Annotated in this window: 25 protein-coding genes and 1 riboswitch; of the genes, 11 read left to right on the top strand and 14 right to left on the bottom strand. The window is 63.1% G+C overall.

The window, feature by feature from the left end; translation table 11 throughout:
* Positions 1-98: 98 nt before the first annotated feature.
* Together mqo and QMX89_RS08415 are read right to left on the bottom strand one after the other, a co-directional pair.
* On the bottom strand, positions 99-1610 hold the full coding sequence (gene mqo, locus QMX89_RS08420; protein WP_282347778.1) for a malate dehydrogenase (quinone): 1512 nt from the start codon (positions 1608-1610) through the stop codon (positions 99-101).
* Positions 1611-2206: 596 nt separating this feature from the next.
* On the bottom strand, positions 2207-2440 hold the full coding sequence (locus tag QMX89_RS08415; protein ID WP_049861205.1) for a hypothetical protein: 234 nt from the start codon (positions 2438-2440) through the stop codon (positions 2207-2209).
* 170 nt (positions 2441-2610) lie between these two features.
* Here QMX89_RS08415 and QMX89_RS08410 point away from each other — a divergent pair, with 170 nt between their 5' ends.
* Positions 2611-3204: a YajG family lipoprotein gene (locus QMX89_RS08410; protein WP_049861206.1), complete on the top strand. Its 594-nt coding sequence runs from the start codon at positions 2611-2613 to the stop codon at positions 3202-3204.
* 76 nt (positions 3205-3280) lie between these two features.
* Here the strand turns inward: QMX89_RS08410 and QMX89_RS08405 are convergent, their stop codons facing one another.
* Both QMX89_RS08405 and QMX89_RS08400 read right to left on the bottom strand, forming a co-directional pair.
* Entirely contained in the window at positions 3281-3487 is a 207-nt protein-coding gene (locus tag QMX89_RS08405) for a hypothetical protein (RefSeq protein ID WP_043192943.1), read from the bottom strand.
* A 110-nt stretch (positions 3488-3597) separates the two neighbouring features.
* Positions 3598-4764, bottom strand: coding sequence for a 1-acyl-sn-glycerol-3-phosphate acyltransferase (locus QMX89_RS08400; RefSeq protein ID WP_282347775.1), 1167 nt, complete (start codon positions 4762-4764; stop codon positions 3598-3600).
* Positions 4765-4894: 130 nt separating this feature from the next.
* Here QMX89_RS08400 and QMX89_RS08395 point away from each other — a divergent pair, with 130 nt between their 5' ends.
* The 4 genes from QMX89_RS08395 (at position 4895) to QMX89_RS08380 (ending at position 6999) form a co-directional block, all read left to right on the top strand.
* Positions 4895-5077 carry a CPXCG motif-containing cysteine-rich protein gene (locus tag QMX89_RS08395; protein WP_049861208.1) on the top strand — a complete coding sequence of 61 codons (183 nt, stop codon included), beginning with the start codon at positions 4895-4897 and terminating at the stop codon, positions 5075-5077.
* Entirely contained in the window at positions 5077-5337 is a 261-nt protein-coding gene (locus tag QMX89_RS08390; protein WP_056844142.1) for a DUF2007 domain-containing protein, read from the top strand. The genes QMX89_RS08395 and QMX89_RS08390 overlap by 1 nt, the downstream gene beginning before the upstream one ends.
* A gap of 22 nt (positions 5338-5359) precedes the next feature.
* Positions 5360-5980, top strand: a complete 621-nt coding sequence (locus QMX89_RS08385; RefSeq protein WP_192068778.1) for an SOS response-associated peptidase — start codon at positions 5360-5362, stop codon at positions 5978-5980.
* A 197-nt stretch (positions 5981-6177) separates the two neighbouring features.
* Positions 6178-6999, top strand: a complete 822-nt coding sequence (locus QMX89_RS08380; RefSeq protein WP_049861211.1) for a M48 family metallopeptidase — start codon at positions 6178-6180, stop codon at positions 6997-6999.
* Positions 7000-7121: 122 nt separating this feature from the next.
* Here QMX89_RS08380 and QMX89_RS08375 read toward each other — a convergent pair whose 3' ends face one another.
* From QMX89_RS08375 to QMX89_RS08365, 3 genes are all read right to left on the bottom strand, one after another.
* Positions 7122-7706 carry a TMEM165/GDT1 family protein gene (locus tag QMX89_RS08375; protein ID WP_056844144.1) on the bottom strand — a complete coding sequence of 195 codons (585 nt, stop codon included), beginning with the start codon at positions 7704-7706 and terminating at the stop codon, positions 7122-7124.
* Between the two features lie 23 nt (positions 7707-7729).
* Positions 7730-7914: riboswitch (yybP-ykoY riboswitch) on the bottom strand.
* 42 nt (positions 7915-7956) lie between these two features.
* Positions 7957-8952, bottom strand: coding sequence for a class I SAM-dependent methyltransferase (locus QMX89_RS08370; protein WP_282347771.1), 996 nt, complete (start codon positions 8950-8952; stop codon positions 7957-7959).
* Between the two features lie 48 nt (positions 8953-9000).
* A complete protein-coding gene (locus QMX89_RS08365) occupies positions 9001-9960 on the bottom strand; it encodes a 2-hydroxyacid dehydrogenase (RefSeq protein WP_282347770.1) in 960 nt (319 codons plus the stop codon).
* Positions 9961-10103: 143 nt separating this feature from the next.
* Between QMX89_RS08365 and QMX89_RS08360 the strand changes: the two genes are divergently transcribed.
* The 4 genes from QMX89_RS08360 (at position 10104) to QMX89_RS08345 (ending at position 14946) form a co-directional block, all read left to right on the top strand.
* Positions 10104-10733 (top strand): LysE family transporter, encoded by a 630-nt coding sequence (locus tag QMX89_RS08360; protein WP_282347769.1) that lies wholly within the window; start codon positions 10104-10106, stop codon positions 10731-10733.
* A gap of 93 nt (positions 10734-10826) precedes the next feature.
* A complete protein-coding gene (locus QMX89_RS08355; protein ID WP_282347768.1) occupies positions 10827-12701 on the top strand; it encodes a DUF1302 domain-containing protein in 1875 nt (624 codons plus the stop codon).
* A 25-nt stretch (positions 12702-12726) separates the two neighbouring features.
* Positions 12727-14091, top strand: a complete 1365-nt coding sequence (locus QMX89_RS08350) for a DUF1329 domain-containing protein (protein ID WP_282347766.1) — start codon at positions 12727-12729, stop codon at positions 14089-14091.
* Positions 14092-14235: 144 nt separating this feature from the next.
* Positions 14236-14946 carry an OmpA family protein gene (locus tag QMX89_RS08345; RefSeq protein WP_056844150.1) on the top strand — a complete coding sequence of 237 codons (711 nt, stop codon included), beginning with the start codon at positions 14236-14238 and terminating at the stop codon, positions 14944-14946.
* Between the two features lie 54 nt (positions 14947-15000).
* Here the strand turns inward: QMX89_RS08345 and QMX89_RS08340 are convergent, their stop codons facing one another.
* Both QMX89_RS08340 and pta read right to left on the bottom strand, forming a co-directional pair.
* The gene (locus tag QMX89_RS08340; RefSeq protein ID WP_282347765.1) at positions 15001-15894 is read right to left on the bottom strand and encodes an acyltransferase; all 894 of its coding nucleotides are present in this window, start codon (positions 15892-15894) and stop codon (positions 15001-15003) included.
* Positions 15895-15904: 10 nt separating this feature from the next.
* A complete protein-coding gene (gene pta, locus QMX89_RS08335) occupies positions 15905-18001 on the bottom strand; it encodes a phosphate acetyltransferase (protein WP_282347763.1) in 2097 nt (698 codons plus the stop codon).
* A gap of 227 nt (positions 18002-18228) precedes the next feature.
* Between pta and QMX89_RS08330 the strand changes: the two genes are divergently transcribed.
* Positions 18229-18714 carry a peptidylprolyl isomerase gene (locus tag QMX89_RS08330; protein WP_049861221.1) on the top strand — a complete coding sequence of 162 codons (486 nt, stop codon included), beginning with the start codon at positions 18229-18231 and terminating at the stop codon, positions 18712-18714.
* A gap of 151 nt (positions 18715-18865) precedes the next feature.
* On the opposite strand, the gene QMX89_RS08325 is transcribed toward QMX89_RS08330, so the two are convergent.
* Both QMX89_RS08325 and cysZ read right to left on the bottom strand, forming a co-directional pair.
* Positions 18866-20050 carry a glycosyltransferase family 1 protein gene (locus QMX89_RS08325; RefSeq protein WP_282347761.1) on the bottom strand — a complete coding sequence of 395 codons (1185 nt, stop codon included), beginning with the start codon at positions 20048-20050 and terminating at the stop codon, positions 18866-18868.
* Between the two features lie 105 nt (positions 20051-20155).
* Positions 20156-20884, bottom strand: coding sequence for a sulfate transporter CysZ (gene cysZ, locus QMX89_RS08320; protein WP_056844154.1), 729 nt, complete (start codon positions 20882-20884; stop codon positions 20156-20158).
* A gap of 318 nt (positions 20885-21202) precedes the next feature.
* On the opposite strand from cysZ, the gene trxB reads away from it, so the two are divergent.
* The gene (trxB, locus tag QMX89_RS08315; RefSeq protein WP_056844155.1) at positions 21203-22165 is read left to right on the top strand and encodes a thioredoxin-disulfide reductase; all 963 of its coding nucleotides are present in this window, start codon (positions 21203-21205) and stop codon (positions 22163-22165) included.
* 191 nt (positions 22166-22356) lie between these two features.
* On the opposite strand, the gene QMX89_RS08310 is transcribed toward trxB, so the two are convergent.
* From QMX89_RS08310 to folX, 3 genes are read right to left on the bottom strand one after another with little or no spacing between them, the layout of a single operon-like run.
* A complete protein-coding gene (locus QMX89_RS08310; protein ID WP_282347760.1) occupies positions 22357-22698 on the bottom strand; it encodes a HopJ type III effector protein in 342 nt (113 codons plus the stop codon).
* Complete coding sequence (locus QMX89_RS08305) at positions 22691-22987, bottom strand: DUF1244 domain-containing protein (RefSeq protein ID WP_049861226.1); 297 nt, start codon at positions 22985-22987, stop codon at positions 22691-22693. Before QMX89_RS08305 ends, QMX89_RS08310 begins: the two co-directional genes overlap by 8 nt.
* Positions 22988-23014: 27 nt before the next feature.
* Positions 23015-23386, bottom strand: coding sequence for a dihydroneopterin triphosphate 2'-epimerase (folX, locus tag QMX89_RS08300; RefSeq protein WP_049861227.1), 372 nt, complete (start codon positions 23384-23386; stop codon positions 23015-23017).
* Between the last annotated feature and the right edge of the window lie 25 nt (positions 23387-23411).

Below are 23411 nucleotides of genomic sequence, written 5' to 3'. Positions count from 1 at the left end.
GCTCGCGCCGCTGCTACAGGGGCGGCGCGGTTCCATGTAGCAGCGGCGCAAGCCGCGTCGGCGGTATGCGCGATGCGTCGGGGGGAACACGCCGGGGCTCAGGCGTAATACTGCACGCCGTCGGTTTTCTCGGTGAGTTCGAGCGCCACGTCGCTGTCATGGCTGACACGACGATAAACCTCGGCATCCACTGCCAGCACCTTTTCGCGCGCCGGGAAGATTTCCGCCAGCTTGGTCGCCCAGGCCGGTGAGCGCGTCTGCTCGGGGAAGCAGCGCTCCAGCAGGTCGAGCATGATCGACACGGTCACCGAAGCGCCTGGCGAGGCCCCAAGCAGCGCCGCCAGCGAGCCATCGGCTGCGGACACCAGCTCGGTACCGAATTGCAGCACGCCGCCTTTCTTCGGATCCTTCTTGATGATCTGCACGCGCTGGCCAGCCACTTCCAGGCGCCAATCCTCGGCACGGGCTTCGGGGTAGAAGCGACGCAACGATTCCAGACGCTGCTCCATGGACTGACGTACTTCGCTCATCAGGTACTTGGTCAGGTCCATGTTGTCCCGTGCCACGGCCAGCATCGGGCCGATGTTGGCCGCGCGTACCGAGAGGGGCAGGTCGAGGAACGAGCCATGCTTGAGGAACTTGGTGGTGAAGCCCGCGTACGGCCCGAACAGCAGCGACTTGTTGCCATCGACCACGCGAGTGTCCAGGTGCGGCACCGACATGGGCGGCGAGCCCACGGCGGCCTGGCTGTAGACCTTGGCCTGGTGCCGCTTGACCACCTCGGGATTGTCGCAGCGCAGCCACTGGCCGCTTACCGGGAACCCGCCGAAGCCCTTGCCTTCCTCGATACCGGACATCTGCAGCAGCGGCAACGCCGCACCACCGGCGCCCAGGAACACGAATTTGGCATCGATCTCGCGAGTGTTGCCACTGTTGACGTCCTTGACGGTGACCGTCCAGCCACTGCCCGTGCGGGCAAGGCCGGTGACTTTCTTGCAGTACTTGACCTGCGCGCCCGGCGCACTGGCCAGGTGGGCCAGAAGCTTGTTGGTCAGGGCGCCGAAGTTGACGTCGGTGCCGCCCATCACACGGGTGGCGCTGATGTGCTGGTCGGCAGGCCGACCGGGCATCATCAACGGCATCCATTCGGCCATCTTCGCCTTGTCTTCGGTGTATTCCATGTCCGCGAAGGCGTGATGGGTCTTGAGCAGTTCATAGCGCTTCTTGAGGAAGGCCACACCCTTGTCACCCTCGACATAGCTCAGGTGCGGTACCGGACTGATGAACGAGCGCGCCGAACCGAAGCTGCTCTTCTTGCTCAGGTAGGCCCAGAACTGCTTGGACACCTCGAACTGGGTGTTGATCTGCACGGCTTTCTTGATATCGATGGAGCCATCGGCGGCTTGCGGCGTGTAGTTGAGCTCACACAGACCGGCGTGGCCGGTACCGGCGTTGTTCCACGGGTTGGAGCTTTCCGCGGCACCGGAATCCATGAGCTCGACGACTTCCAGCTTCAATGCCGGGTCGAGTTCCTTGAGCAGTACGGCCAAGGTGGCACTCATGATGCCGGCCCCTACCAATACCACGTCGACTGCTTCGTTTTGCGCCATTTAACGCGTCTCCAAAATCTTCAGCACCCATTGACAGCATGGGACCCTGGTACGTCTGTGCAGGCCTGGGTCGCCATGTCCGAAACTTCGCAACTGCATCGCTGAATGGCCTGTGCCGACGGGTTCGTCGGGCATGGCCCATGAACTCACGTCTGGCCCGCCAGCGCCATAGGACCAAGGTTCATGCAACCCGGTCGATACGCGCGCTCAGCGACCGAAACCCTTCACGCGAAGCGTTCGATCCTTCCTCGTTGGGCTGTTCGGGACGCAGATAGTGCTGGTACAGATCCAAGACTTTTCATTTGCTCGCCACACTCTTGTGAAGTTGTGAAACCCGTTTTTTCACGCTCTTTTGGAGTCGTGAACCTCAAGAAGGCTGCTTGGGAAACCGGCAGCGGCAGGGGTGGCGCAAGCAAATGGAAACGCCAGCGCGTGACCTGCGTGGGCGGCTCTCTGTGGGCGGTGCGGAAGCCAAGACGAGTGCGTTGGCGGTGATGCGAGGCCCGATCAGGAGACGTCCTTATAATCGGGGGAAGATTATAGCGATGAAACGTGGCGAGTTGATCGTTATTTACAGGCTTTTGGTGACCGGGCAGTCAGGCATGCACGGCTCGAATGCCGCCAGCCCCCGTGGCATGGGCGCTGACGCGGGCGTGGGCGGGCAATGGCTGGCCCAACCATTGTGGGCGAATATCGCCAACCTCGACCCAACCGTCGCCGCTGGGGGGCAGTTGGCACTGTTTGAAGGCGCGGCACAGACCCTGCCGGTCGAGCGCGACGTAGCAGCGGTAGGGCTGGCTGGCCCGGAACAGAGACTTGAGAAAACCCATGAGTGTTTCTCCGTGCGGTGGACTGTGGAGCCGATATTGCCCAAGGACGGTGACAGGCTGATGACACGCCGCGCATCGCCGTTGCATGCGCATGTTTCATGGCTGGTCCATTGCCTGCAGGCCCCGCTATACTCCCGGCTTATTCACTGCCCGTTGCCGGAGAGATGCGCATGTTGCACCGCCTGTTGTTCACCATGATCACTGTGACCAGTCTGACGTTGGTCGGTTGTGCCAACAGCCCGCAACAACTCAGCCCGCAGCCGCGCCTGACCTCGCAGTTCGCCGCCGTCGGCCAGGGCCAGGCCGTGGCCGTGCGCGTCGTCGATGGCCGACCTTCGCCCACCCTGGGCACCCGTGGTGGCCTGTATCCGGAAACCAGCGCGGTGAGCGTGGCCCCCAACGACGTATTGCCCAAGCTGCAGGCCCAGGCCGAAGCAGCCGTTCGCCTGCTGGGCTTCACGCCCACTGCGAACAACGGCAGCGCGCCGACGCTGACCATCACCCTGGCCGAACTCAAGTACCAGTCGCCCAAGGACAAGATGTACGTCACCGAAGCCAACATCGGCGCCACCTTCAAGGCCGACGTCACCAACGGTGGTCGCCACTACAGCGGCCGCTACGGCGCTTCGCTGAACCAGCGCTTCGGCATGGCGCCGAATCAGGAAACCAACACCAAGCTGGTCAGCGACGTCCTCAGCGACGCACTGACCCGCGTGTTCAAGGACGCCACCATCGGCCAGACCCTGTCCCAGCGCAATTTCTGACAGCGTCGGCCAGGCATGAAAAAGCCCGCGTTCATCGCGGGCTTTTTTTGGGGTCCGGTTTTATCGGGTGCAGCGTTCAGGCAGCGCGCATGTGAAAATCGAGCAGGCTGATGCCGGTGCCCAGGTCCAGCTCCGGCCAGTCGCCATGCTGATGACCGCCGAGCGCGCAGTACACCAGCCACTGTCGATCCTGGACATTGAAGGCCAAGGCGTCGATCAGGGCTTCCTGCTCGTCGCTGGCGGCAATGTGGTAGAGGCGATCCTGGTTCAGGGCGTGCAGCATGACGGGCATCCAAAGCGTGTTGGGTAAGGGTGCAACACGATGCCTGCTTTGTGTGAAAGGGGCGTTACGGCCCCATGACCGTCCCGTTACGCCCCTTGCACGGGTCGACCCTAAAGCGGCAGTCCCGCCTTGACCCGGTACTGGTTGCGCACCGGCGTGGCGTATTGCAGCACCAGGAATGGTCGTTGCTCCACCGGGCATTCGCGCAGCCGGCGCAGCCATTCGGCGCGGGCCTTTTCCAGTTCGGCGGCGGGAAACACATCGGCGGCCGCAGGTACCTGCAGTTCAGGGTCGGCATCGGCCCACTGCGCATAGGCCAGGTAGTGCACCGGGAACAGGCGATAGCCGCCCAGGATCTGCAGATCGATTTCCGTGGCCAGCTGCTTGGTGTCTTCGAACAGCTCGGTGATGGGCGGTGCGAAGTTGATGTGCACCCGGCCCTTGTAGCCGGTGATGCCCTGGGCAATGCTGACGTCGTCTTCGCCGGGCGCCTTGTTGTAGGCGCCCTTGGTGGCGCGAATGTACAGCTCGCGCGCCTTGGCCTGGTCACAGGGGTCGTATTCGTAGCTGATCGACACCGGTGTCAGGTTCAGCGCCTTGATCGTTTCGCCGAAGGGCTCGTCCTTGCGGCTCATGTGGAACATCTTGAGGATCGCCGAATCGGTACGGTCGTCACCGTCCTTGGCCCGGCCCTCGGCCTGGGCTATCCAGATCGAGGCCACGTCGTTGCGGATCGAGTGGTTGATGTAGGCGGACAGCAGTTGGTAGGACGCCAGTTTTTCCCGGCGCCCGACCAGCGAGCGATGGACGATGAAGCTCTTGTTCAGGCGCATCAGGTCGCTGACGAAGGGCTTCTGTAGCAGATTGTCGCCAATGGCGATGCGCGGCGTCGGCAGCCCGGCGTGATACACCGCGTAGTTGACGAACGCCGGATCCATGACGATATCGCGATGGTTGGCCAGGAACAGATACGCGCTGCCGGACTTGAACTGCTCGACGCCGGTGTAGGTCACACCGTCCGTGGCGCGGTCGATGGTGTGGTCGACGTAGAACTCGACCTTGTCCTGCAAGGTCGCCACGTTGGTGACATCCTTGAACTCGCGGCGCAGACGCCGCGCGATCAGTGGCTTGAGCAGCCAGCCAAAGGTCTTGGCCTGACGCGGGAAGCGGAAGTGGGTGAGGATATCCAGGAATGCCGGGTCGCTGAGCAACCGTGCCAGAACGGCAGGTACTTCAGCGTCGTCGTACGGTCGGATGGCATCGAATTCGCCCATCATGCTCTCTTGTTGGAAACGGCTAAGGTAAAGGTACAGGCGCAAGGTTGTGGGCAAAGGGTAGGGGCCCATGTAGCCAACGGCCTGCAAACAGAGTGACGATTATACGCACAAGTGAGCCGTGGAGGCCGCGATGCTGGAAACCCAAGATTACGATTGCCCCTATTGCGGCGAGCCGGCCGAAGCCGTGCTCGATCTGTCCGCTGGCGATCAGGACTATATAGAAGACTGCCCGGTGTGCTGCCGCCCCATCGTCTTCGCCCTGCAGACCGATGGCGAAGACTGGTCGCTGCACGTGCGCAGCGAGAACGAGTGATGCAGCGCATTTACGAGCCCGCCAGCCTGCTGGAGGCACAGATGCTTCTGGGCATGCTGGAAAACGAAGGGGTGGGTGCGCATCTGGCAGGGCGGGATCTGGTCGGCGGGATGGGCGATCTGCCTGCCATGGGCCTGCTGGGTTTGCTGGTGGCCGACGAGCAGGCCGATTACGCACGGCAGCTGATCGGTGAGTACAATGCTGCGCTGCCCATGTCGGGCGAGGAGCCCGACAGTTTTCCCGGGGTTCTGCTGTGCTAGACCCCTCAAGAGTTTTTTCCTGATGTGTGGACGTTTTGCCTTGTTTCGCTGGTCACCCGGTTTCGCTGCGCAGGAGGGCTTTCCCGAAGGCCAGCAGGCGCAATGGAACATATCGCCGGGTGACTCGGTGCTGATCCAGCGCCGCGAAGGTGAGCGCTCGACTCTGGCCAAGGCACGCTGGGGGCTGACTCCGCCGTGGTTGACCGACCTGTCGCGGACCCCGGCCCATGCGCGTGCCGAGACGGTGGCCGAACAGCCGATGTTTCGCGAGGCCCTGCGCCTGCGCCGCTGCCTGATTCCGGCCAACGGCTTCTACGAATGGCGGGGCAATGTGCGCAAACGGCCGTTCTGGCTGACGCCGGGAGAGGGGTCGTCGCTGTTTTTCGCGGGGATCTGGGAAGCCTACCCGGTGCAGGAGCAGGTCTGGCTAAGCACGGCGGTGGTGACTCAGCCGGCGATGAGCCAGCGTCGGCCGCTGATCCTCGATGCCGCGGGTCAGGCGGCCTGGCTGGATCCGGAAACGCCCATGGCCACCCTGCAGTCGCTGCTCGCCGCGCCCCAGGCTGCGCTGCGCGAACGCCCCTTGGCGAACCTGGTCAACGACCCCAAACTCAATGCCCCTGAATGCCTCACCCCGGCGTGATGTCTTTCCAGGGACCGCGTCGCTCTTTTCGCGGCCACTGACCGCTCCTACGGGGGAGGGGAAGGGGGCGGTGCACCCGCAGGATCGGTCAGTGGCCGCGAAGCAGTCACCGCAGTGCATCAGGCCGAGCACCTGCGCAGGTGTCGTGTCCGATATGCACCGTGTAGGATACCGCCAGGTTTACCAGGAGAGTCCCAATGGGCAAGTTCTTCATTCCGGCCACCCTGGCCGTCAGCGTGCTGCTGGCCGGTTGTCAGGCCGTCAATACCACCAGCTCCGGCGCCGTGGGTGTCGATCGCAAGCAATACATGTTCAGCATGTTGTCCACCGATGAAGTGAACAAGATGTACGCACAGTCCTACCAGCAGACCTTGACCGAGGCCAGCGGCAAGGGCGTGCTCGACAAGACCAGCGCCGAGGCCAAGCGCGTGCAGGCGATCGCCGATCGGCTGATCGCCCAGGCCCCCAAGCTGCGCCCGGATTCGGCGCAGTGGCAATGGGAAGTGAACCTGATCAAGAGTGACGAGCTCAACGCCAACTGCGGTCCCGGCGGCAAGATCATTGTCTACACCGGCCTGATCGACACCCTGAAACTCACCGACGACGAAATCGCCGCCGTGATGGGCCATGAAATCGCCCACGCCCTGCGCGAGCACGGTCGCGAAGCGATGTCCAAGGCCTATGGCATCCAGATGGCGCGCAGCGGGGCAGGGGCCTTGCTGGGGCTGGGCGAAGACAGCCTTAAACTGGCCGATACCGTGGTCAACTACAGCCTGACCCTGCCCAACAGCCGCAGCAACGAGAACGAAGCCGACCTGTTCGGCCTGGAGCTGGCGGCGCGTGCCGGGTTCGACCCCAACGCCGCGATCACCTTATGGAACAAGATGACCGCAGCGGCAGGCAGCAACTCGCCACCGGAATTCATGAGCACTCACCCGGCATCGGCGAGCCGGATTTCTTCACTGCAGGCGGCGATCCCCAAGGTCATGCCGTTGTATGAGCAGGCGAAGAAGTCCTGATGTATAGCGGCGGCTGATTCGCGGGCAGAGACCCGCTCCCACAGAAGAGCCCTGATACCGAGGTCCCCTGTGTGAGCGGGGCGGGCGGCGAGCCCTCTGCCCGCGAAGGCCTCACCGCCAATCTAAACCCAGCCGCTGACCTTCATCGCCTGATACACCGCAACGAACGCCAGAATGAAAAACGCTCCCGAGGCCAATCGGCGGATCAACGTCAGCGGCAGTTTGTCGGCAGCGAAATTACCCGCCAGCACCACCGGCACGTTGGCAATCAGCATGCCCAGCGTGGTGCCGATGATGACCATCAGCAAGTGCGGATACTGCGCGGCCAGCATCACCGTCGCGACCTGGGTCTTGTCGCCGATCTCGGCAATGAAAAACGCGATCAACGTGGTCATGAACGGCCCGTAGCGGCGAGCGGTGTTGGCTTCGTCGTCGTCGATCTTGTCCGGTATCAGGGTCCACAGCGCGGTGGCAGCAAAGCTTGCGGCCAGGATCCAGTGCAGGGCGACATCGGAGAAGAAGCTGCTGAACCAGGCGCCCACCGCACCGGCTGCTGCATGGTTGGCCAAGGTGGCGGCGACGATGCCAGCGATGATCGGCCAGGGCTTGCGGAAGCGCGCCGCAAGGATCAAAGCGAGCAACTGGGTCTTGTCGCCGATTTCGGCCAAGGCCACCAGCCCGGTAGGGACAAGTAGGGATTCCAACATCAGGAGCGTTCCTATGGGGGCGGGTCGACACGGCTATGACACGAACAGCCTCCCCGCCCCGGGTAAGGTGTGCGTGTCATAGGTCTTGTCAAACCCGGGCCGTCTGTGCGGCCGCTGGGTCGCACGCGCCATGGCCTGAGGGCCAAGTATGTTGACGCGTGCCTGGCGAGCTGGCGCTCGCGGGAGACTACTCCCCTAGGACGGTGCGGATTCTGCCTAGGCGATCACGATAGGGCAAGAAAATATTTCGCTATTTGACGGCGCGATAAATCTTGAAACCGCGGCCCTCGGCCACCGTCTGGCAGCGCCCGAAAGCGCCTTCGATCAGCGGCTGATAGCGCAGGAAGCTATTGGCAACCAAGCGAAGTTCGCCGCCTTTTTTCAGATGTTGACTGGATTTTTCCAGCAAGTTTTCGGCAGCGTGATAGCTGGTGTGCACGCCCGAGTGAAATGGTGGATTGCTGATGATGGCATCCAGATGCGACGGCGCAGCATCGATACCGTCGCCGGTGATGACGCAGGCTTCCAGCCCATTGGCCGCCAGGGTCAGACGGCTGCTGGCCGTGGCGAAGGCATCGACATCGAGCAACGTCAGCTGGTTGTCCGGGTAGCGACGTTTGAGGCTGGCACCCACCACCCCGGCACCGCAGCCGAAATCCAGCAGATGGCCGCGAGGCAGGCCGTCGATGTGTTCGAGCAGCAGCTCGGTGCCGCGGTCCAGTCGACCGTGACTGAACACGCCCGGCAGGCTGATCACGGTCAACGGCTCGCCAGCGATCTCCAGTTGATAGCGCTGCGCCAGGCTTTCCAGTTCCACGGCCTGCGGCGCCTGTTCGACCGTCACTTGCCACAACTGACAATGGCGTGCGCTGTCCAGCTTGCGCGGCTTGCCGAAGGCGTGCAGCAGCTTCGCCGCGCCCTCGATGCCGCCGCGCTTTTCGCCCACCAGATACAACTCGCGACCCGGCAAGCGGGCGGCCAGGGCATTGAGCAGATAACTGGTCAGCTCGCGCGACTTGGGCAGGAACACCACCGCGCCTTCAAACGCCGTCTCAGGGACATTCACCCCGAAATGGCTGCGCCCTTCGAAGCGCGCGTCCAGCGCCGCCTGATCGCCGGCGTGCCAGCACCAGCCGGCGGCGTTCGGCAACTGGCCGAAGAGGTCATCGGCAGGCAGCCCGGCCAACAACAGCTGACCTTGGAACAAATTGGCCTGACGAAGCAGCACTTCACTGCGCGGGTCCATGGGAGGGCTCCTGGCAAAAGCGCGGATTCTAACAGACCACGGCCCTTGTCAGACGCTGCGGATGGGCTGTCCAGCGAAGAAGGCCGTGGCGTTTTCCGCCAGTTGGCCAATGATCCGCTGGCGTGCCTCGACACTGCCCCAGGCACTGTGCGGGGTGACGATCAGGCGCGGGATATCGTCGGCCAGCAGGGGGTTGCCGTCCACGGGCGGCTCCACACTGAGCACGTCGGTGGCCGCTCCGCCCAGGTGGCCACGGCGCAGGGCATCGGCCAGGGCCTGCTCGTCGATGATGCCGCCGCGCGCGGTGTTGACCACGAAGGCATTGGGCTTGAGCAGAGCCAGTTCCGGCGCGCCGATCATGTGTCGGGTGTGCTCGTTGAGCGGGCAGTGCAGGGTCAGGGCATCGACCTGCGGCAGCAGCTCATGCAGCGGCAGGCGATCGGCGCGTGGCGGTCGACCGGGAATCTGCCCCAGCAGCACGCGCATGCCGAAGGCTTCGGCCAGCTTGGCGACCGCGCCGCCCAGTTCGCCATAGCCCAGCAGGCCGAGGGTCTTGCCGTCGAGTTCGACGATGGGGAAGTCCAGCAGACAGAACTGCTTGGCCCGCTGCCATTGGCCGGCCGCGATCTCGCGCTGGTAATCGGGCAGTCGGGTCGCCAGGGCCAGCAACAGCATCAGGGTGTGCTGGGCCACCGAGGGGGTGCCGTAGCCTTGGCAATTGCACACGGTGATACCCAGCTTGCGTGCCACTTCCAGATCGACGTTGTTGGTTCCGGTGGCCGACACCAGCACCAGTTTCAGATCCGGGCAGGCCTGCAGGGTCGCCGCGTCCAGGTCGATCTTGTTGCTGATGGCTACCGTCACGCCGCGCAGGCGCTCGACCAGTTGCTCAGGCGTTGTGCTGGGGTAGAGCTGCAGGTCGGCGAAGCAGGCCTTGAGCGCGGCAGGGTCCAGGTCACCCAGGTCCAGGGAGCTGTAGTCGAGGAAGGCGGCACGGTGAGCGGGCATGGGTGAACCTCTTGAAGTGGTTGTGGATGTTCTACCATAGCTGCCGGATGAAAATCTTGTGGCCTGGCCTGCTGACGTGAGGTAGCGTCCGGGCTGCCTGAGGTCATCACCGCGTTTGCCACTGCCGCTAGGAGCCTGCTGTCATGTACTGGACCGAATTTCTCACCGTTGCCTTCATTCACCTGCTAGCGGTGGCCAGCCCGGGACCGGATTTTGCGGTGGTGGTGCGTGAAAGCGTCAGCCACGGCCGTCAGGCCGGGCTGTGGACAGCGCTGGGTGTGGGCACGGCGATTTTCGTGCACGTGGGGTATTCGCTGCTGGGCATCGGCCTGATCGTGTCCCAGTCCATCGTGCTGTTCAATGTCCTGAAATGGGCCGCCGCCGCGTACCTGCTGTACATCGGCTTCAAGGCCCTGCGCGCCAAGCCCGCGCCGCTCGGCGAGCCCGCCCATAGTGCGGCACCGGTACAGCGCACACCCAAGGCCGCCTACGTAGCCGGGTTCATGACCAATGGATTGAACCCCAAGGCCACGCTGTTCTTTCTGTCCTTGTTCACCGTGGTCATCAGCCCCCACACGCCAGTGGTCATCCAGGCCGGTTACGGCGTCTACCTGGCGCTGGCCACGGCGCTGTGGTTCTGCATGATCGCCCTGCTGTTCAGCCAGCGTCGGGTCCGCGAAGGCTTCGCTAGAATGGGGCATTGGTTCGACCGCGCCATGGGTGTGGTTCTGGTGGCGCTGGGGGTGAAGATCGCCCTGAGCGAAATACGCTGAATCGGCATGGCATGCACGCTGGATAGCCCGCCTTGCTTATAATGGCCAGGCAGCGTCCCTTGCCAGCACCACAACGAACATGGAACAGCGTCGATGAATTTAGTAAACCTGCCCTGTCGCCGGGCCAGATTACCCTTGGCGGTCGGTCTGGCGACGCTTGCCGGGCCGGCGCTTGCCGTCAGTTTCAACATCGGCGAAATCGAAGGCCAGTTCGATTCCTCGCTGTCGGTCGGCGCCAGTTGGTCCACCGCGGGTGCGAACCGCAACCTGATCGGCGTCAACAACGGTGGATCGGGCCTGTCGCAGACCACCGACGACGGTCATCTGAACTTCAAGAAAGGCGAAACCTTTTCCAAGATCTTCAAGGGGCTGCACGACCTGGAGCTGAAGTACGGCGACACGGGCGTGTTCATTCGCGGCAAGTATTGGTACGACTTCGAACTCAAGGACGAAGGCCGTTCCTTCAAGGACATCAGCGACAGCAACCGCAAGGAAGCCGCGCAGTCCTCCGGTGGGCAGATTCTCGACGCGTTCGTCTACCACAACTACGCCATCGCCGATCAACCGGGCTCCGTGCGCCTGGGCAAGCAGGTGGTCAGCTGGGGCGAGAGCACGTTCATCCAGAACGGCATCAATGCGCTCAATCCGATCGACGTCTCGGCCTTTCGCCGACCCGGTGCCGAGGTCAAGGAGGGGTTGATCCCGGTCAATCTGTTCTACGTCTCCCAGAGCCTAACCGACAACCTTTCCGCCGAAGCCTTCTACCAGCTTGAGTGGGACCAGACGGTGACCGACAATTGCGGGACGTTCTTCGCCCAAGCAGACGTCGCCGCCGATGGCTGCAGCGATAATCTGCGTCTGCTGGCCAAGCGTTCGAGCCTGCCGGCTGCGGCCCTGCCAGCGCTGACCGCCGCCGGTGTGGATGTCAACGAGGAGGGCGTGCGGGTGCGCCGCAGCGGCGACCGCGATGCGCGCGACAGCGGCCAGTTCGGCGTGGCGCTGCGTTACAACTACGATCCGCTGGACACCGAATTCGGTGCCTACTTCATGAACTACCACAGCCGCCTGCCGCTGTTCAACGCCACCGGGGCATCGGCCGCGACCTACGCGGCAGCGTCACGGGCCGGTGCATTGGGCCCGTTGCTGGTGGCGGGCGACTCCAGCTACTTTTACGACTTTCCCGAGGACATCCGCCTCTACGGGCTGAGCTTCGCCACCACGCTACCCACCGGCACGGCCTGGAGTGGCGAGGTCAGCTACCGGCCCAATGCGCCGGTGCAACTCAACACCACCGACATTCTCTTTGCCGGTGTGCGTCCGCTGGGCGGCGCCTACAGCAACGCGTCAGTGCTCGACGGCACGCCCGGAGAAGACCTGAAAGGCTACCGCCGCAAAGAGATCACCCAGCTGCAAACCACCCTGACTCATTTTTTCGATCAGGTCATGGGCGCCGAGCGGCTGACGGTGGTGGGCGAGGTGGGGGTCACCCATGTCGGCGGTCTGGAGAGCTCTTCGCAGATGCGCTATGGGCGTGACGCGATCTTTGGCCCCGGCGCCTTGCCTGCCACCGGTGGCCTGGACACCTGCGCCGCCATCCTCAACACCGGCACCATCGCCGGGGCTGGGCCGGGCACCTCGGCCAGTAACCGCTCGCGCAATTGCACCAATGGCGGCTTCACCACCAGCACCTCGTGGGGGTATCGCGCCCGCGCCATCTGGGACTACAACAGCGTATTCGCCGGGGTCAACCTGCGGCCCAGTATCGCCTGGTCGCACGATGTGTCCGGCTACTCGCCCAGCCCCGGCGGCAACTTCGAGGAAGGCCGCAAGGCGGTCAGCCTCGGGCTCGATGCCGAGTACCAGAACACCTACACGGTGAGTCTGTCGTACACCAATTTTTTTGACGGCAAGTACACCACGGTGGATGACCGCGACTTCGTTGCGCTCAGCTTCGGCGTGAATTTCTGAGCCACCCTGTTCGAGACGATCGGCCATGAATACAAGAACGATGCTGATGCAGGCCGGGATCTTCGGTCTGTCCCTGTGGGCCGGCGCTGCCATGGCAGCGGTCAGCGCACAGGAGGCCGACCAACTGGGCACCCGCCTGACCCCTCTGGGCGCCGAGAAGTCCGGCAATGCCGACGCCTCCATTCCGGCCTGGTCGCCGATGCCGCGCACCGCCGGTACGGTCGACAGCAAGGGGTTTCTCTCCGACCCCTACGCCAGCGAGAAGCCCCTGTTCACCATCACCGCGCAGAACGTCGAGCAGTACAAGGCCAAGTTAGCGCCTGGCCAGTATGCGATGTTCAAGCGCTATCCGGACACCTTCACGATGCCGGTCTACCCCTCCCATCGCGGAGCGAGTGTGCCGGACGAGGTCGCGAGTGCGATCAAGGTCAACGCGACCCATGCTCGGCTGATCGGTGACGGCAACGGTGTGGAAGGCTTTCAGATGGCCACCCCGTTCCCCATTCCCAAGACCGGCATCGAGGTCATCTGGAATCACATTATCCGTTACCGTGGCGGCAGCGTCTCACGGCGCGTGACCCAGGCCACGCCGCAACCCAATGGTTCCTACAGCCTGGTGTATTTCCAGGACCAGTTCGTGTTCCGCGACAGGATGAAGGATTTCGATCCGCAGCATCCCGGCAACGTGCTGTTCTATTTCAAGCAGGACGTCATCGCGCCGGCGCGTCTGGCGGGCACCGTGCTGTTGGTCCACGAGACTCTGGATCAGGTGGCCGAACCGCGTCAGGCGTGGATCTACAACGCCGGGCAACGCCGTGTGCGACGCGCGCCGCAGGTGGCCTACGACGGCCCGGGCACCGCAGCCGATGGCCTGCGTACCTCGGATAACCTGGACATGTTCAACGGCGCTCCGGATCGCTACGACTGGCAACTGGTAGGCAAGCAGGAGATGTTCATCGCCCAGAACAGCCACCGGCTCGATTCGCCCAATCTCAAATACGCTGACATCCTCAAGGCCGGCCACATCAACCAGGACTTGGCCCGCTACGAACTGCGCCGTGTATGGCACGTGGTCGCCACGCTCAAGCCCGGTCAGCGGCACATCTACGCCAAGCGCGACTTCTACTTCGACGAAGACACCTGGCAAGCGGCCGTGATCGATCATTACGATGGCCGTGGACAGCTGTGGCGCGTGGCCGAAGCGCACGCGCAGAACTACTACGACAAGCAGGTGCCCTGGACCACTCTGGAGGTGCTCTATGACCTGCAGTCGGGACGTTACCTGGCGCTGGGCATGAAGAACGAGGAAAAGCAGTCCTACGACTTCGGCTTCACCGCCACCACTTCCGATTTCACCCCGGCGGCGCTGCGTCAGGATGGGGTACGCTAGCAGGCTGCAGGCCATGGCTGACGAGGGCTGAGAGCGCGACACGGGAATCTTTCCCGGTTTTTGCCCTCCAAGTCAGTCACAAGTTCACGACCCGTCGCCGCATTTTTTCAGCAGATTTCCGCCTTCATGTAGTAGGAGTTGACCATGTTTACCTCGCGTCGCTTGATCACTGCCGCCGCTGCCATCGCCCTGTTGTCCGGGTGCGCGTCGCAGAATCCGTATGAAAACCAGGGTCAGGCCCAGGGTTCGTCGGGCATCAGCAAAACCGCCAAGTATGGCGGGCTGGGTGCACTGGCCGGCGCCGTGGCCGGTGCCGCCATCGACCACAACAACCGTGGCAAGGGCGCGCTGATCGGCGCTGCCGTGGCCGGCGCCGCTTCGGCAGGCTACGGCTACTATGCCGACCGTCAGGAAGCCGCACTGCGTGAAAGCATGGCCAACACCGGCGTGGAAGTGCAGCGCCAGGGCGATCAGATCAAGCTGATCATGCCGGGCAACATCACCTTCGCCACCGACTCGTCGAACATCTCCAGCAGCTTTTACACGCCGCTGAACAACCTGGGCAATTCGTTCAAGCAGTTCAACGAGAACAACATCGAGATCGTCGGCTACACCGACAGCACCGGCAGCCGTCAGCACAACATGGACCTGTCGCTGCAGCGTGCCCAGGCGGTCAGCAACTATCTGACTGCGCAGGGCGTGGATGGCTCGCGCCTGTCGGTACGCGGCGCAGGTCCCGATCAGCCGATCGCCAGTAACGCCGACGCCAACGGCCGTGCCCAGAACCGCCGTGTCGAAGTCAACCTCAAGCCGATTCCCGGCCAGCAGTACTCGCAGCCGGCCCAGCAGCAGTAATCACTGCAAGGCTTGCAAAAATCCCGCTCTGGCAGCGGGATTTTTCATGGGCGATCAGTCTTTCTCAGGCCGCTCCAGCTTGAGTCGTTCCAGCGTTGCGTCCTTCTGTGTCCACAGCGTATTCACCCAGGTCTGAAACAGCGCGCGGTACGTCTCGTCCTGGTCATAGCTGTGGCCGATGAATTGCTCGGGGATCGGCAGTTCCTCGAACAGCACGTGGATTTCGCCCACTCGGCCGCACAGCAGATCCCAGAATCCGGGTGCGCCCTGTGGGTAGTAGATCGTCACGTTGACCATCGACTGCAACTGCTCGCCCATGGCATCGAGCACGAAGGCGATGCCTCCAGCCTTGGGTTTGAGCAGGTGGCGAAACGGTGAGGCTTGCTGGGCGTGTTTGGCCGGGGTGAAGCGGGTGCCTTCGGCGAAGTTGAAGATGGCGGTCGGCTTGCCGCGAAAGCGGGCGCAGGCGCGGCGGGTGGTGAGCAGGTCTTCGCCTTTCTTCTCCGGATGCTTGGCCAGATAGGCCTTGGAATAGCGCTTCATGAACGGGAAACCGAGCGCCCACCAGGCCAGGCCGATGACAGGTACCCAGATCAGCTCGCGCTTGAGAAAGAACTTCAGCGGTCGGATGCGTCGGTTGAGCACGTATTGCAGGACCAGGATATCCACCCAGCTCTGGTGGTTGCTGGTCACCAGGTAGGAATGCTGGTAGTCCAGCCCCTGCAAGCCCTCGACCTTCCAGCCAATGCCGCCGAGCAGGTTCATCCAGGCCTTGTTGTTGCTGATCCAGGCTTCGTGGATGTGGCGCATCAGTTCATCGGTCAGGCGCTGCGCCGCCGCGAAGGGCAGGCACAGCTTGATCAGGCTGACGATGAACAGCGGCGTGCAGCAAACGATGGTGTTAAGGGCCAGCAGCAGGGCGGCGCACAGCCCGATAAGAATCTGCAAGATGATGTTCCTAGAGGTCGAGGGTGCGGTTGGCCTGGATGGCGGTCAGGGCAATGGTGTAGACGATGTCGTCGACCTGGGCGCCACGCGGCAGGTCGTTGACCGGTTTGCGTAGCCCTTGCAGCATCGGCCCCAGGCTGACGCAATCGGCACTGCGCTGGACCGCCTTGTGGGTGGTGTTGCCGGTGTTCAGGTCAGGAAACACGAACACCGTCGCGCGACCGGCGACCTGGCTGTCCGGAGCCAGCTGGCGTGCGACGTTTTCGTTGGCGGCGGCGTCGTATTGCAGCGGGCCGTCGATCAACAGATCACGCTGGGCCTCCTGCGCCAGCTGGGTCGCCTCGCGGACTTTCTCCACTTCTTCGCCGCTGGCCGAGTTGCCGCTGGAATAACTGATCATCGCTACCCGCGCGGCGATCCCGAACGCTTCGGCCGAGTCGGCGCTTTGCAGGGCGATTTCCGCCAGTTCGGCAGCGCTGGGGTGGGGGTTCATCACACAGTCGCCATACACCAGCACCTGATCGGGAAACAGCATGAAGAACACCGACGACACCAGGCTGCAGCCCGGTGCGGTCTTGATCAACTGCAGGGCCGGGCGGATGGTGTTGGCGGTGGAATGGAGAATGCCCGAGACCAGACCGTCGACTTCATCCAGAGCCAGCATCATGGTGCCGATCACCACGTTGTCTTCCAGCTGCTGCTCGGCCATGGGCGCATTGAGGCTCTTGCTCTTGCGCAGCGCCACCATCGGCTCCACGTAGCGACCGCGAATCAGGTCGGGGTCGAGGATCTCCAGCCCTTCGGGCAGCTCGATGCCCTGGGCACTGGCCACCGCGTGCACGTCGGCGGGCTTGGCCAGCAGCACGCAGCGGGCAATGCCGCGGGTCTGGCAGATGGCCGCTGCCTGAATGGTCAACGGATCGTGGCCTTCGGGCAGGACGATGCGCTTGTAGGCCTGCTGCGCGCGCTGGATCAGCTGATAGCGGAACACGGCCGGTGACAGCCGCAGCTCCCGTGGCGTGCCGCAGCGCTGATGCAGCCACTGGGCATCCAGGTGGCCGGCGACGAAATCGGTGATGATCTCCGCACGCTCGCGGTCATCGATGGGGATTTCCTTGTTCAGTTGGTTCAGGCGTGTGGCGGTGTCGTAGGAGCCGGTGCTCACCGACAGCACCGGCAAACCGGCCTGCAGGGCGCCCCGGCACAGTTCGAGGATGCGTGGGTCGGGCAGGGTGTCGCTGGTCAGCAGCAGCCCGGCCAGAGGCATGCCGTTCATGGCCGCCAGGCTCACGGCCAGGATGATGTCGTCACGATCGCCCGGGGTCACCACGAGAACGCCCGGCTTGAGCAGCTGCACGGTATTGAGCACGGTCCTGGCGCAGATGATGATCTTGTTCATCCGCCGCTGCTCGTAATCGCCGGCGTTGATCACCTGGGCGCCGAGCAGTTCGGCCACGTCACGGGTGCGTGGCGCGTTCAGGTCGGCCTGATAGGGAATGCAGCCGAGCAGGCGAAAGTCGCCTCCGCGCAGCAGGGGCGAATGCTCCTTGAGGCGCGCGGCGAACACCTCCATGCTTTCATCGGTACGCACCTTGTTGAGGATGACGCCCAGTACCTTCGGGTCGCGCGGGCCGCCGAACAACTGCGCCTGCAACTCGACCCGGCCGGAGAGCTCGGCGAGCACCTCGTTTTCGGCACTCGACACCAGCACCACATCGGCATCCAGGCTTTTCGCCAGGTGCTGGTTGACCCTGGCGGCATAACTGGCGTTGCGGGTCGGCACCATGCCTTCGACGATGACCACGTCGTTGCCCACGCAGGCCTGCTGGTACAGGGTGAGGATTTCTTCGAGCAGTTCGTCGAGCTGACCATCGCCCAGCATGCGCTCGACGTGGGCCAGGCCCAAGGGCTTGGGCGGTTGCAGGCCATGGGTGCGGGCAACCAGCTCGGTCGAGCGTTCCGGGCCCAGGTCGCCGGGGTGTGGCTGGGCGATGGGCTTGAGAAAACCGACCTTCAGGCCGGCGCGTTCCAGGGTCCTTACCAGCCCCAGGCTGATGGAGGTCAGGCCTACGCCAAAGTCAGTCGGCGCGATGAAGAAAGTTTGCATGCGAGCTTCTCGGGTGAGCTTTGGGCTGCACGCTACAAGCTTCAAGCCACGGCCCGCAAGTAGAAACGAATCGCGCCGTGCACAGTCATAATTTCATGGCAGGTGCCAAGGCCTTCACGGGCTGGGCACATCGCCTCGGGTCATCCGTCGGCCGAGTGGGTTCGCTTTCGAGCCAACCCTTGGTTACACTTGGTCGTTCTACATTCTTATGCAAAAGGTCTTACCTCATGCTGATCGCCGCCAACAAGGCTGTCTCCATCGAATACACCCTGACCAACGACGCTGGTGAGGTTATCGACAGCTCCGCCGGCGGCGCGCCGCTGGTTTATCTGCAGGGCGCTGGCAACATCATTCCTGGCCTGGAAAAGGCTCTGGAAGGCAAGCAGGTCGGTGACGACCTGGACGTGGCGATCGAGCCCGAAGATGCCTACGGCGAGTACGCGGCCGAACTGGTCAGCACCTTGTCACGCAGCATGTTCGAAGGCGTCGACGAGCTGGAAGTGGGCATGCAGTTCCACGCTTCCGCACCTGATGGCCAGATGCAGATCGTGACCATTCGTGACCTGGACGGCGACGACGTCACCGTCGACGGCAACCACCCGCTGGCCGGTCAGCGCCTGCACTTCAAGGTCAAGGTCGTCGACATCCGCGACGCCAGCCAAGAAGAAGTCGCCCACGGCCACGTGCACGGCGAAGGTGGTCACCACCATTGATCTGAGCACGGTGCTCCTCTTCGGAGCTACCTGGCGCAGATGCAAACAGGGGGCACGTCAGCGACGTGCCCCCTGTTTTTTTTGGCCCCCTGCAGGAGCGGTCATCGGCCGCGAAGGGTCAACGCGGTCTGGCTGACACGCAGCATGCGGTTCAGCCTTGGGGGCTCGTTGCAGTCCTCGCAAAGCTTGCCGAAGGTATCGGCGAGCAAGCGTTCGTCAGTTGCTGCTCGAACTGCTCGACGATCGCGCCCCAACCCTGAAGCCGGGCATGTCGCCGCGCGTTGAGGCGGACCCTGCGCAGGTTCTCTTCGTCCTCCAGCAACCAGCCAGCGGCTTCCAGAAAGGCCGCCTCGTCGCCAGGCATGGCCAGCGCGCCGCTGTGGCCGTGGCGAATGTGCTGCGCTGCCGCCGCCTCATCATAGGCCACCACAGCCAGGCCCGATGCCTGCGCTTCCAGCACCACATTGCCGAAAGTCTCGGTGAGGCTGGGAAACACGAAGATGTCACCACTGGCGTAATGCTCCGCCAGCGCTTCGCCACGCAATGCCCCACAGAAAATCGCGTCGGGCACCTGCCGCTGCAGATCGCTGCGCCGACTGCCATCGCCGATCACGATCAGCCTGATAAGTCGCTGCGGATGCTGCGCCTGCAGGTAGGCAAACGTGCGCGCGAGCAGGTCCAGGTTCTTCTCCTGCGCAAGACGTCCGACATAGAGCACAGCAAGGTCGCCCTCGCTCAGGCCCCAGCGATGGCGCACGACCATGCTGCGCCGTCGGGGATGAAACAGCTGGCTGTCGACGCCGCGCGCCAGCAGATGCAAACGCTCGAAGCCTCGCCGTTGCAACTCCAGACGTTGGCTGATGCAGGGCACCAGGGTCATGCAGGTGCGACGGTGAAACCAGCGCAGATAATGGGTCACCAGACGTGCCAGCAGTCCCAGCCCGCAGTGCGCGGCGTATTGCTGAAAGTTGGTGTGGAAGCCGCTGACCACCGGGACACCCAAGCGCCGGGCGGCACGCAGCGCGCTCAAGCCCAAGGGGCCGGGCGTTGCGACATACACCACATCGGGCCGCCTCGACCGCCAGCGCCGCACCAGCCGCCCCATGGACGACTCGCCCCACTGCAGCCCAGGGTAGCCAGGAATCGGCCAGCCGCGACACAGCATCACATCATCGCTCGGCGCGCTGTCCTGCACTTGCCGGGGCCGCACCACATCCACATGGTGTCCACGGCCGCGCAATCCTTGGCACAGATGGTCGAGTGTGCTGGCAAGCCCGTTGATCTCGGGGATGAAGGTTTCGGAGACGAGGGTGATATAGAGTGGGAGCGCTGTCATTCAGACAGTTTCGGGGACTTGTATTGCGTTGGTGTGGCGCATTCGTGAGGAATTCGTGACGCCATCGCCGGCGGTGCGAGCCAAGATCGGTCGCACCGCGAAGATTCACCCCCGCTCACGCACCCAGAACAACGTCGCCCCTGCCACCGCGGCCGGCATCATCAGGACGTTGACCCCCGGAATCAACAGCGCCAGGTAAACGATCCCGCCGAAACTAAGGCTGCGCCAGCGCTTCTGGCGTAGCCAGGCGAGCATGTCCTGCCAGCTCATCTTGTGGTTGTCGGCGGGGTAGTCGATGTATTGGATCGCCATCATCCACACACCGAACAGTAGCCACAGGGGAGCGGCGATGATGTTCAGCATGGGGATGAACGACAGGACGAACAGCGCCAGCGCACGGGGCAGGAAATACCCCAGTTTGCGGGCTTCGCGGGCCAGTGTGCGCGGAATCATTTCGAGCAGTTCGGCCCAGCGAAAGGGCGGAAACTCGTCCTTGCCCCGCGCCACCACCTCGACCTTTTCCGACAGGAACCCGTTGAACGGGGCGGCGATGATATTGGCCAGCATGGTGAAGCTGAAGAACACCATGAACGCCACCAGTACGGCGAACAGCGGCCAGAGGATGAAGCTGAGGAAGCTCAGCCAGTGCGGCAGGCTCTGGATCAAGTGATCGACCCACCCGCTGAACAGGTGCCCAGCGAAGTAGATCAGGCCCACGAACAACACCAGGTTGATGCCCAGTGGCAGCAGCACGAACAAACGCAGCCCGGGAGACAAGACCATTTTCAGGCCTTCGCGCAGGTATTGCGGGCCGGACAGTGCAGGGACAGGCATGGACAACTCCAAGACAGTGAAAACGTGCTGACAGTACCGGCTTTGCACGGGCGCGGGAACCACGGCAATGGCTGGTAACAACCTGGTGCGATCCTGATCGGTTGAAGATGTCCGCATAGAAGAGTGCTATGGATCGGATTGCCAAAGGGTATTTCCCTAATCGGGCTTACGTCGTTAAGCTTGGCGCATTCGATTTTCAACCCTTCCTTTTGAAGTTTACGGGCTGGCGGCATTGAACCTTCCCCAAGGTGTCTTGCCAGTCCTTTTTATTCCAGCCGTACCGGATCGGCGTCAACGTCCGGCAGTCAGGAGCTCGTCATGTCTCAAGTTCGTCATTCCCGCGTGATCATCCTGGGCTCCGGCCCTGCCGGTTACAGCGCCGCCGTCTACGCTGCCCGCGCCAACCTCAAGCCGTTGCTGATCACCGGCATGCAGGCAGGCGGCCAGCTGACCACCACGACTGAAGTCGACAACTGGCCGGGCGACCCCCATGGTCTGACCGGGCCAGCACTGATGGAGCGCATGCGCGAGCATGCCGAGCGTTTTGAAACCGAGATCGTCTTCGATCACATCAACGCTGTGGACTTCGCTGCCAAGCCGTTCACTCTGACCGGCGACAGCGCGACCTACACTTGCGATGCGCTGATCATCGCCACTGGCGCCAGCGCACGCTACCTGGGTCTGCCGTCGGAAGAAGCGTTCATGGGCAAGGGCGTTTCGGCCTGCGCCACCTGTGATGGTTTCTTCTACCGCAACCGTGAAGTCGCGGTGGTCGGCGGCGGCAACACCGCGGTCGAGGAAGCCCTCTACCTGGCCAACATCGCTAGCAAGGTCACCTTGGTGCACCGTCGCGATACCTTCCGCGCCGAGAAGATCCTGATCGACAAGCTGCATGCCCGCGTGGCGGAAGGCAAGATCGAGCTCAAGCTCAACGCCACGCTGGAAGAAGTGCTGGGCGACAACATGGGTGTGACCGGTGCGCGTCTGCGCAACAACGACGGCATTGCCGAAGAGCTGAAAGTCGATGGCGTGTTCATCGCCATCGGCCATACGCCGAACACCTCGCTGTTCGAAGGCCAGTTGGCCCTCAAGGACGGCTACATGGTGGTGCAGGGTGGCCGTGAAGGCAACGCGACTGCCACCAGCGTCGAGGGTGTATTCGCGGCCGGTGACGTGGCAGACCATGTATACCGTCAGGCAATTACTTCAGCCGGTGCTGGCTGCATGGCGGCGCTGGATGTGGAGCGCTATCTGGATGGGCTGGCCAACGCTTCGTTTTAAGCTGAAACCGCGGCGCGGCCTTCGCGGGTAGAACCCGCTCCCACAGGGTTCGGTCCATCACCCTTTGTAGCTGGAAACAACTGAAACAGGCGATGCGGTCCATTGTGGGAGCGGGTTCTACCCGCGAAGAGGCCCTTGAGCCAGACACAAAAAAACCGACCTCACAGGGTCGGTTTTTTCATGCCCGTCGATCAGCCCAGGCGTGCCAACGGCAGTTCGGAGAACGTCACCCCTGCCAGGCCATGCTCCATCAGATTGCGGATGTTGCCGTGATCGCTGCCTTCGGGCGTCGCCACCACCGAGCGGTAGTGTTCGCCGAACGCCAGCAATGCCTCTTCATCGCTCAGCCCTTCCAACAGGGCCAGGCCCAACGTCTTGCACGAGCCTTCATTCTGGCCGGCCGCATTGTCCAGAGCGCCGTTGCGGAAGGCCTGCGGTGTATAGGCATAGTGCTCGGCAACGAACGCCAGCGTCGTTGCGAACTGATGTTCGCCGCTGGCCAGGCTGGTGCGCAGCGCCTTCACATCATGCATTGGGCGTCCCCTTGGCGAAGGCCGCCTGCTGTTCGGCGCTGGCTTCCTGCTGGTACTGAGCCTTCCACTGCGCGTACGGCATGCCATAGACCACTTCGCGGGCCTCGTCCAGGCTGACTTCGACCTGCTGCTCGTCGGCTGCCGCCTTGTACCATTTGGACAGGCAGTTGCGGCAGAATCCGGCCAGGTTCATCAAGTCGATGTTCTGCACATCCTTGCGCTCGTCCAGGTGCTTGACCAGACGGCGGAAGGCTGCGGCCTCCAGTTCCAGACGTTGCTGTTCGTTCATGTCGCTCTCCAGCTGGGCGGCAACCGGTCAACGGCTGCCAGCGAGGGTAATCGAAACCGATTCGGCGAAGCGCAGCGCATGGGGCTTGTCGACTTCCACTTCGGCGTAGCGCACGGCGGTGTTCTGCATGACCAGGTCGAGAATTTCCTGGGTCAGGCGTTCGAGCAGGGCGAAACGATTGCCCTCCACGTGCTGAATCACTGCCTTGGTGATGGTGCGGTAGTTCAGGGCGTGCTCGATATCGTTGTCGCGCACCGCTTCGAGTGCCGGGTACAGGACGGTGAGGTTGATCAGCACGTCCTGTTTGTTGACGATTTCGTCTTCGTTGATACCGATGAAGGTGCGCAAGCGCAGGTCCTTGACCCGGATACGTGCCATTCCTGGCTGCAATGGTGCCATCGTTGTGTGCTCCGCAGAATGTTCG

Origin of the sequence: Pseudomonas sp. PS01301 (assembly GCF_029960215.1) — a bacterium.
Lineage (GTDB): Bacteria > Pseudomonadota > Gammaproteobacteria > Pseudomonadales > Pseudomonadaceae > Aquipseudomonas > Aquipseudomonas coleopterorum.
The sequence above is the reverse complement of the archived record's forward strand: the minus strand, read 5'-3'. Positions and strand labels throughout refer to the sequence as shown.

Coding starts and splice junctions, on each gene's coding strand:
- QMX89_RS08370 (WP_282347771.1), bottom strand. CDS start 8,952: ATGGACCCGCGCAGTGAAGTGCTGCTTCGTCAGGCCAATTTGTTCCAA.
- QMX89_RS08410 (WP_049861206.1), top strand. CDS start 2,611: ATGTTGCACCGCCTGTTGTTCACCATGATCACTGTGACCAGTCTGACG.
- QMX89_RS08310 (WP_282347760.1), bottom strand. CDS start 22,698: ATGCATGATGTGAAGGCGCTGCGCACCAGCCTGGCCAGCGGCGAACAT.
- QMX89_RS08385 (WP_192068778.1), top strand. CDS start 5,360: ATGTGTGGACGTTTTGCCTTGTTTCGCTGGTCACCCGGTTTCGCTGCG.
- folX (WP_049861227.1), bottom strand. CDS start 23,386: ATGGCACCATTGCAGCCAGGAATGGCACGTATCCGGGTCAAGGACCTG.
- QMX89_RS08330 (WP_049861221.1), top strand. CDS start 18,229: ATGCTGATCGCCGCCAACAAGGCTGTCTCCATCGAATACACCCTGACC.
- QMX89_RS08375 (WP_056844144.1), bottom strand. CDS start 7,706: ATGTTGGAATCCCTACTTGTCCCTACCGGGCTGGTGGCCTTGGCCGAA.
- mqo (WP_282347778.1), bottom strand. CDS start 1,610: ATGGCGCAAAACGAAGCAGTCGACGTGGTATTGGTAGGGGCCGGCATC.
- QMX89_RS08380 (WP_049861211.1), top strand. CDS start 6,178: ATGGGCAAGTTCTTCATTCCGGCCACCCTGGCCGTCAGCGTGCTGCTG.
- QMX89_RS08365 (WP_282347770.1), bottom strand. CDS start 9,960: ATGCCCGCTCACCGTGCCGCCTTCCTCGACTACAGCTCCCTGGACCTG.
- QMX89_RS08360 (WP_282347769.1), top strand. CDS start 10,104: ATGTACTGGACCGAATTTCTCACCGTTGCCTTCATTCACCTGCTAGCG.
- QMX89_RS08405 (WP_043192943.1), bottom strand. CDS start 3,487: ATGCTGCACGCCCTGAACCAGGATCGCCTCTACCACATTGCCGCCAGC.
- QMX89_RS08395 (WP_049861208.1), top strand. CDS start 4,895: ATGCTGGAAACCCAAGATTACGATTGCCCCTATTGCGGCGAGCCGGCC.
- QMX89_RS08390 (WP_056844142.1), top strand. CDS start 5,077: ATGCAGCGCATTTACGAGCCCGCCAGCCTGCTGGAGGCACAGATGCTT.
- QMX89_RS08400 (WP_282347775.1), bottom strand. CDS start 4,764: ATGATGGGCGAATTCGATGCCATCCGACCGTACGACGACGCTGAAGTA.
- QMX89_RS08325 (WP_282347761.1), bottom strand. CDS start 20,050: ATGACAGCGCTCCCACTCTATATCACCCTCGTCTCCGAAACCTTCATC.
- QMX89_RS08355 (WP_282347768.1), top strand. CDS start 10,827: ATGAATTTAGTAAACCTGCCCTGTCGCCGGGCCAGATTACCCTTGGCG.
- pta (WP_282347763.1), bottom strand. CDS start 18,001: ATGCAAACTTTCTTCATCGCGCCGACTGACTTTGGCGTAGGCCTGACC.
- cysZ (WP_056844154.1), bottom strand. CDS start 20,884: ATGCCTGTCCCTGCACTGTCCGGCCCGCAATACCTGCGCGAAGGCCTG.
- QMX89_RS08305 (WP_049861226.1), bottom strand. CDS start 22,987: ATGAACGAACAGCAACGTCTGGAACTGGAGGCCGCAGCCTTCCGCCGT.
- QMX89_RS08415 (WP_049861205.1), bottom strand. CDS start 2,440: ATGGGTTTTCTCAAGTCTCTGTTCCGGGCCAGCCAGCCCTACCGCTGC.
- QMX89_RS08345 (WP_056844150.1), top strand. CDS start 14,236: ATGTTTACCTCGCGTCGCTTGATCACTGCCGCCGCTGCCATCGCCCTG.
- QMX89_RS08350 (WP_282347766.1), top strand. CDS start 12,727: ATGAATACAAGAACGATGCTGATGCAGGCCGGGATCTTCGGTCTGTCC.
- trxB (WP_056844155.1), top strand. CDS start 21,203: ATGTCTCAAGTTCGTCATTCCCGCGTGATCATCCTGGGCTCCGGCCCT.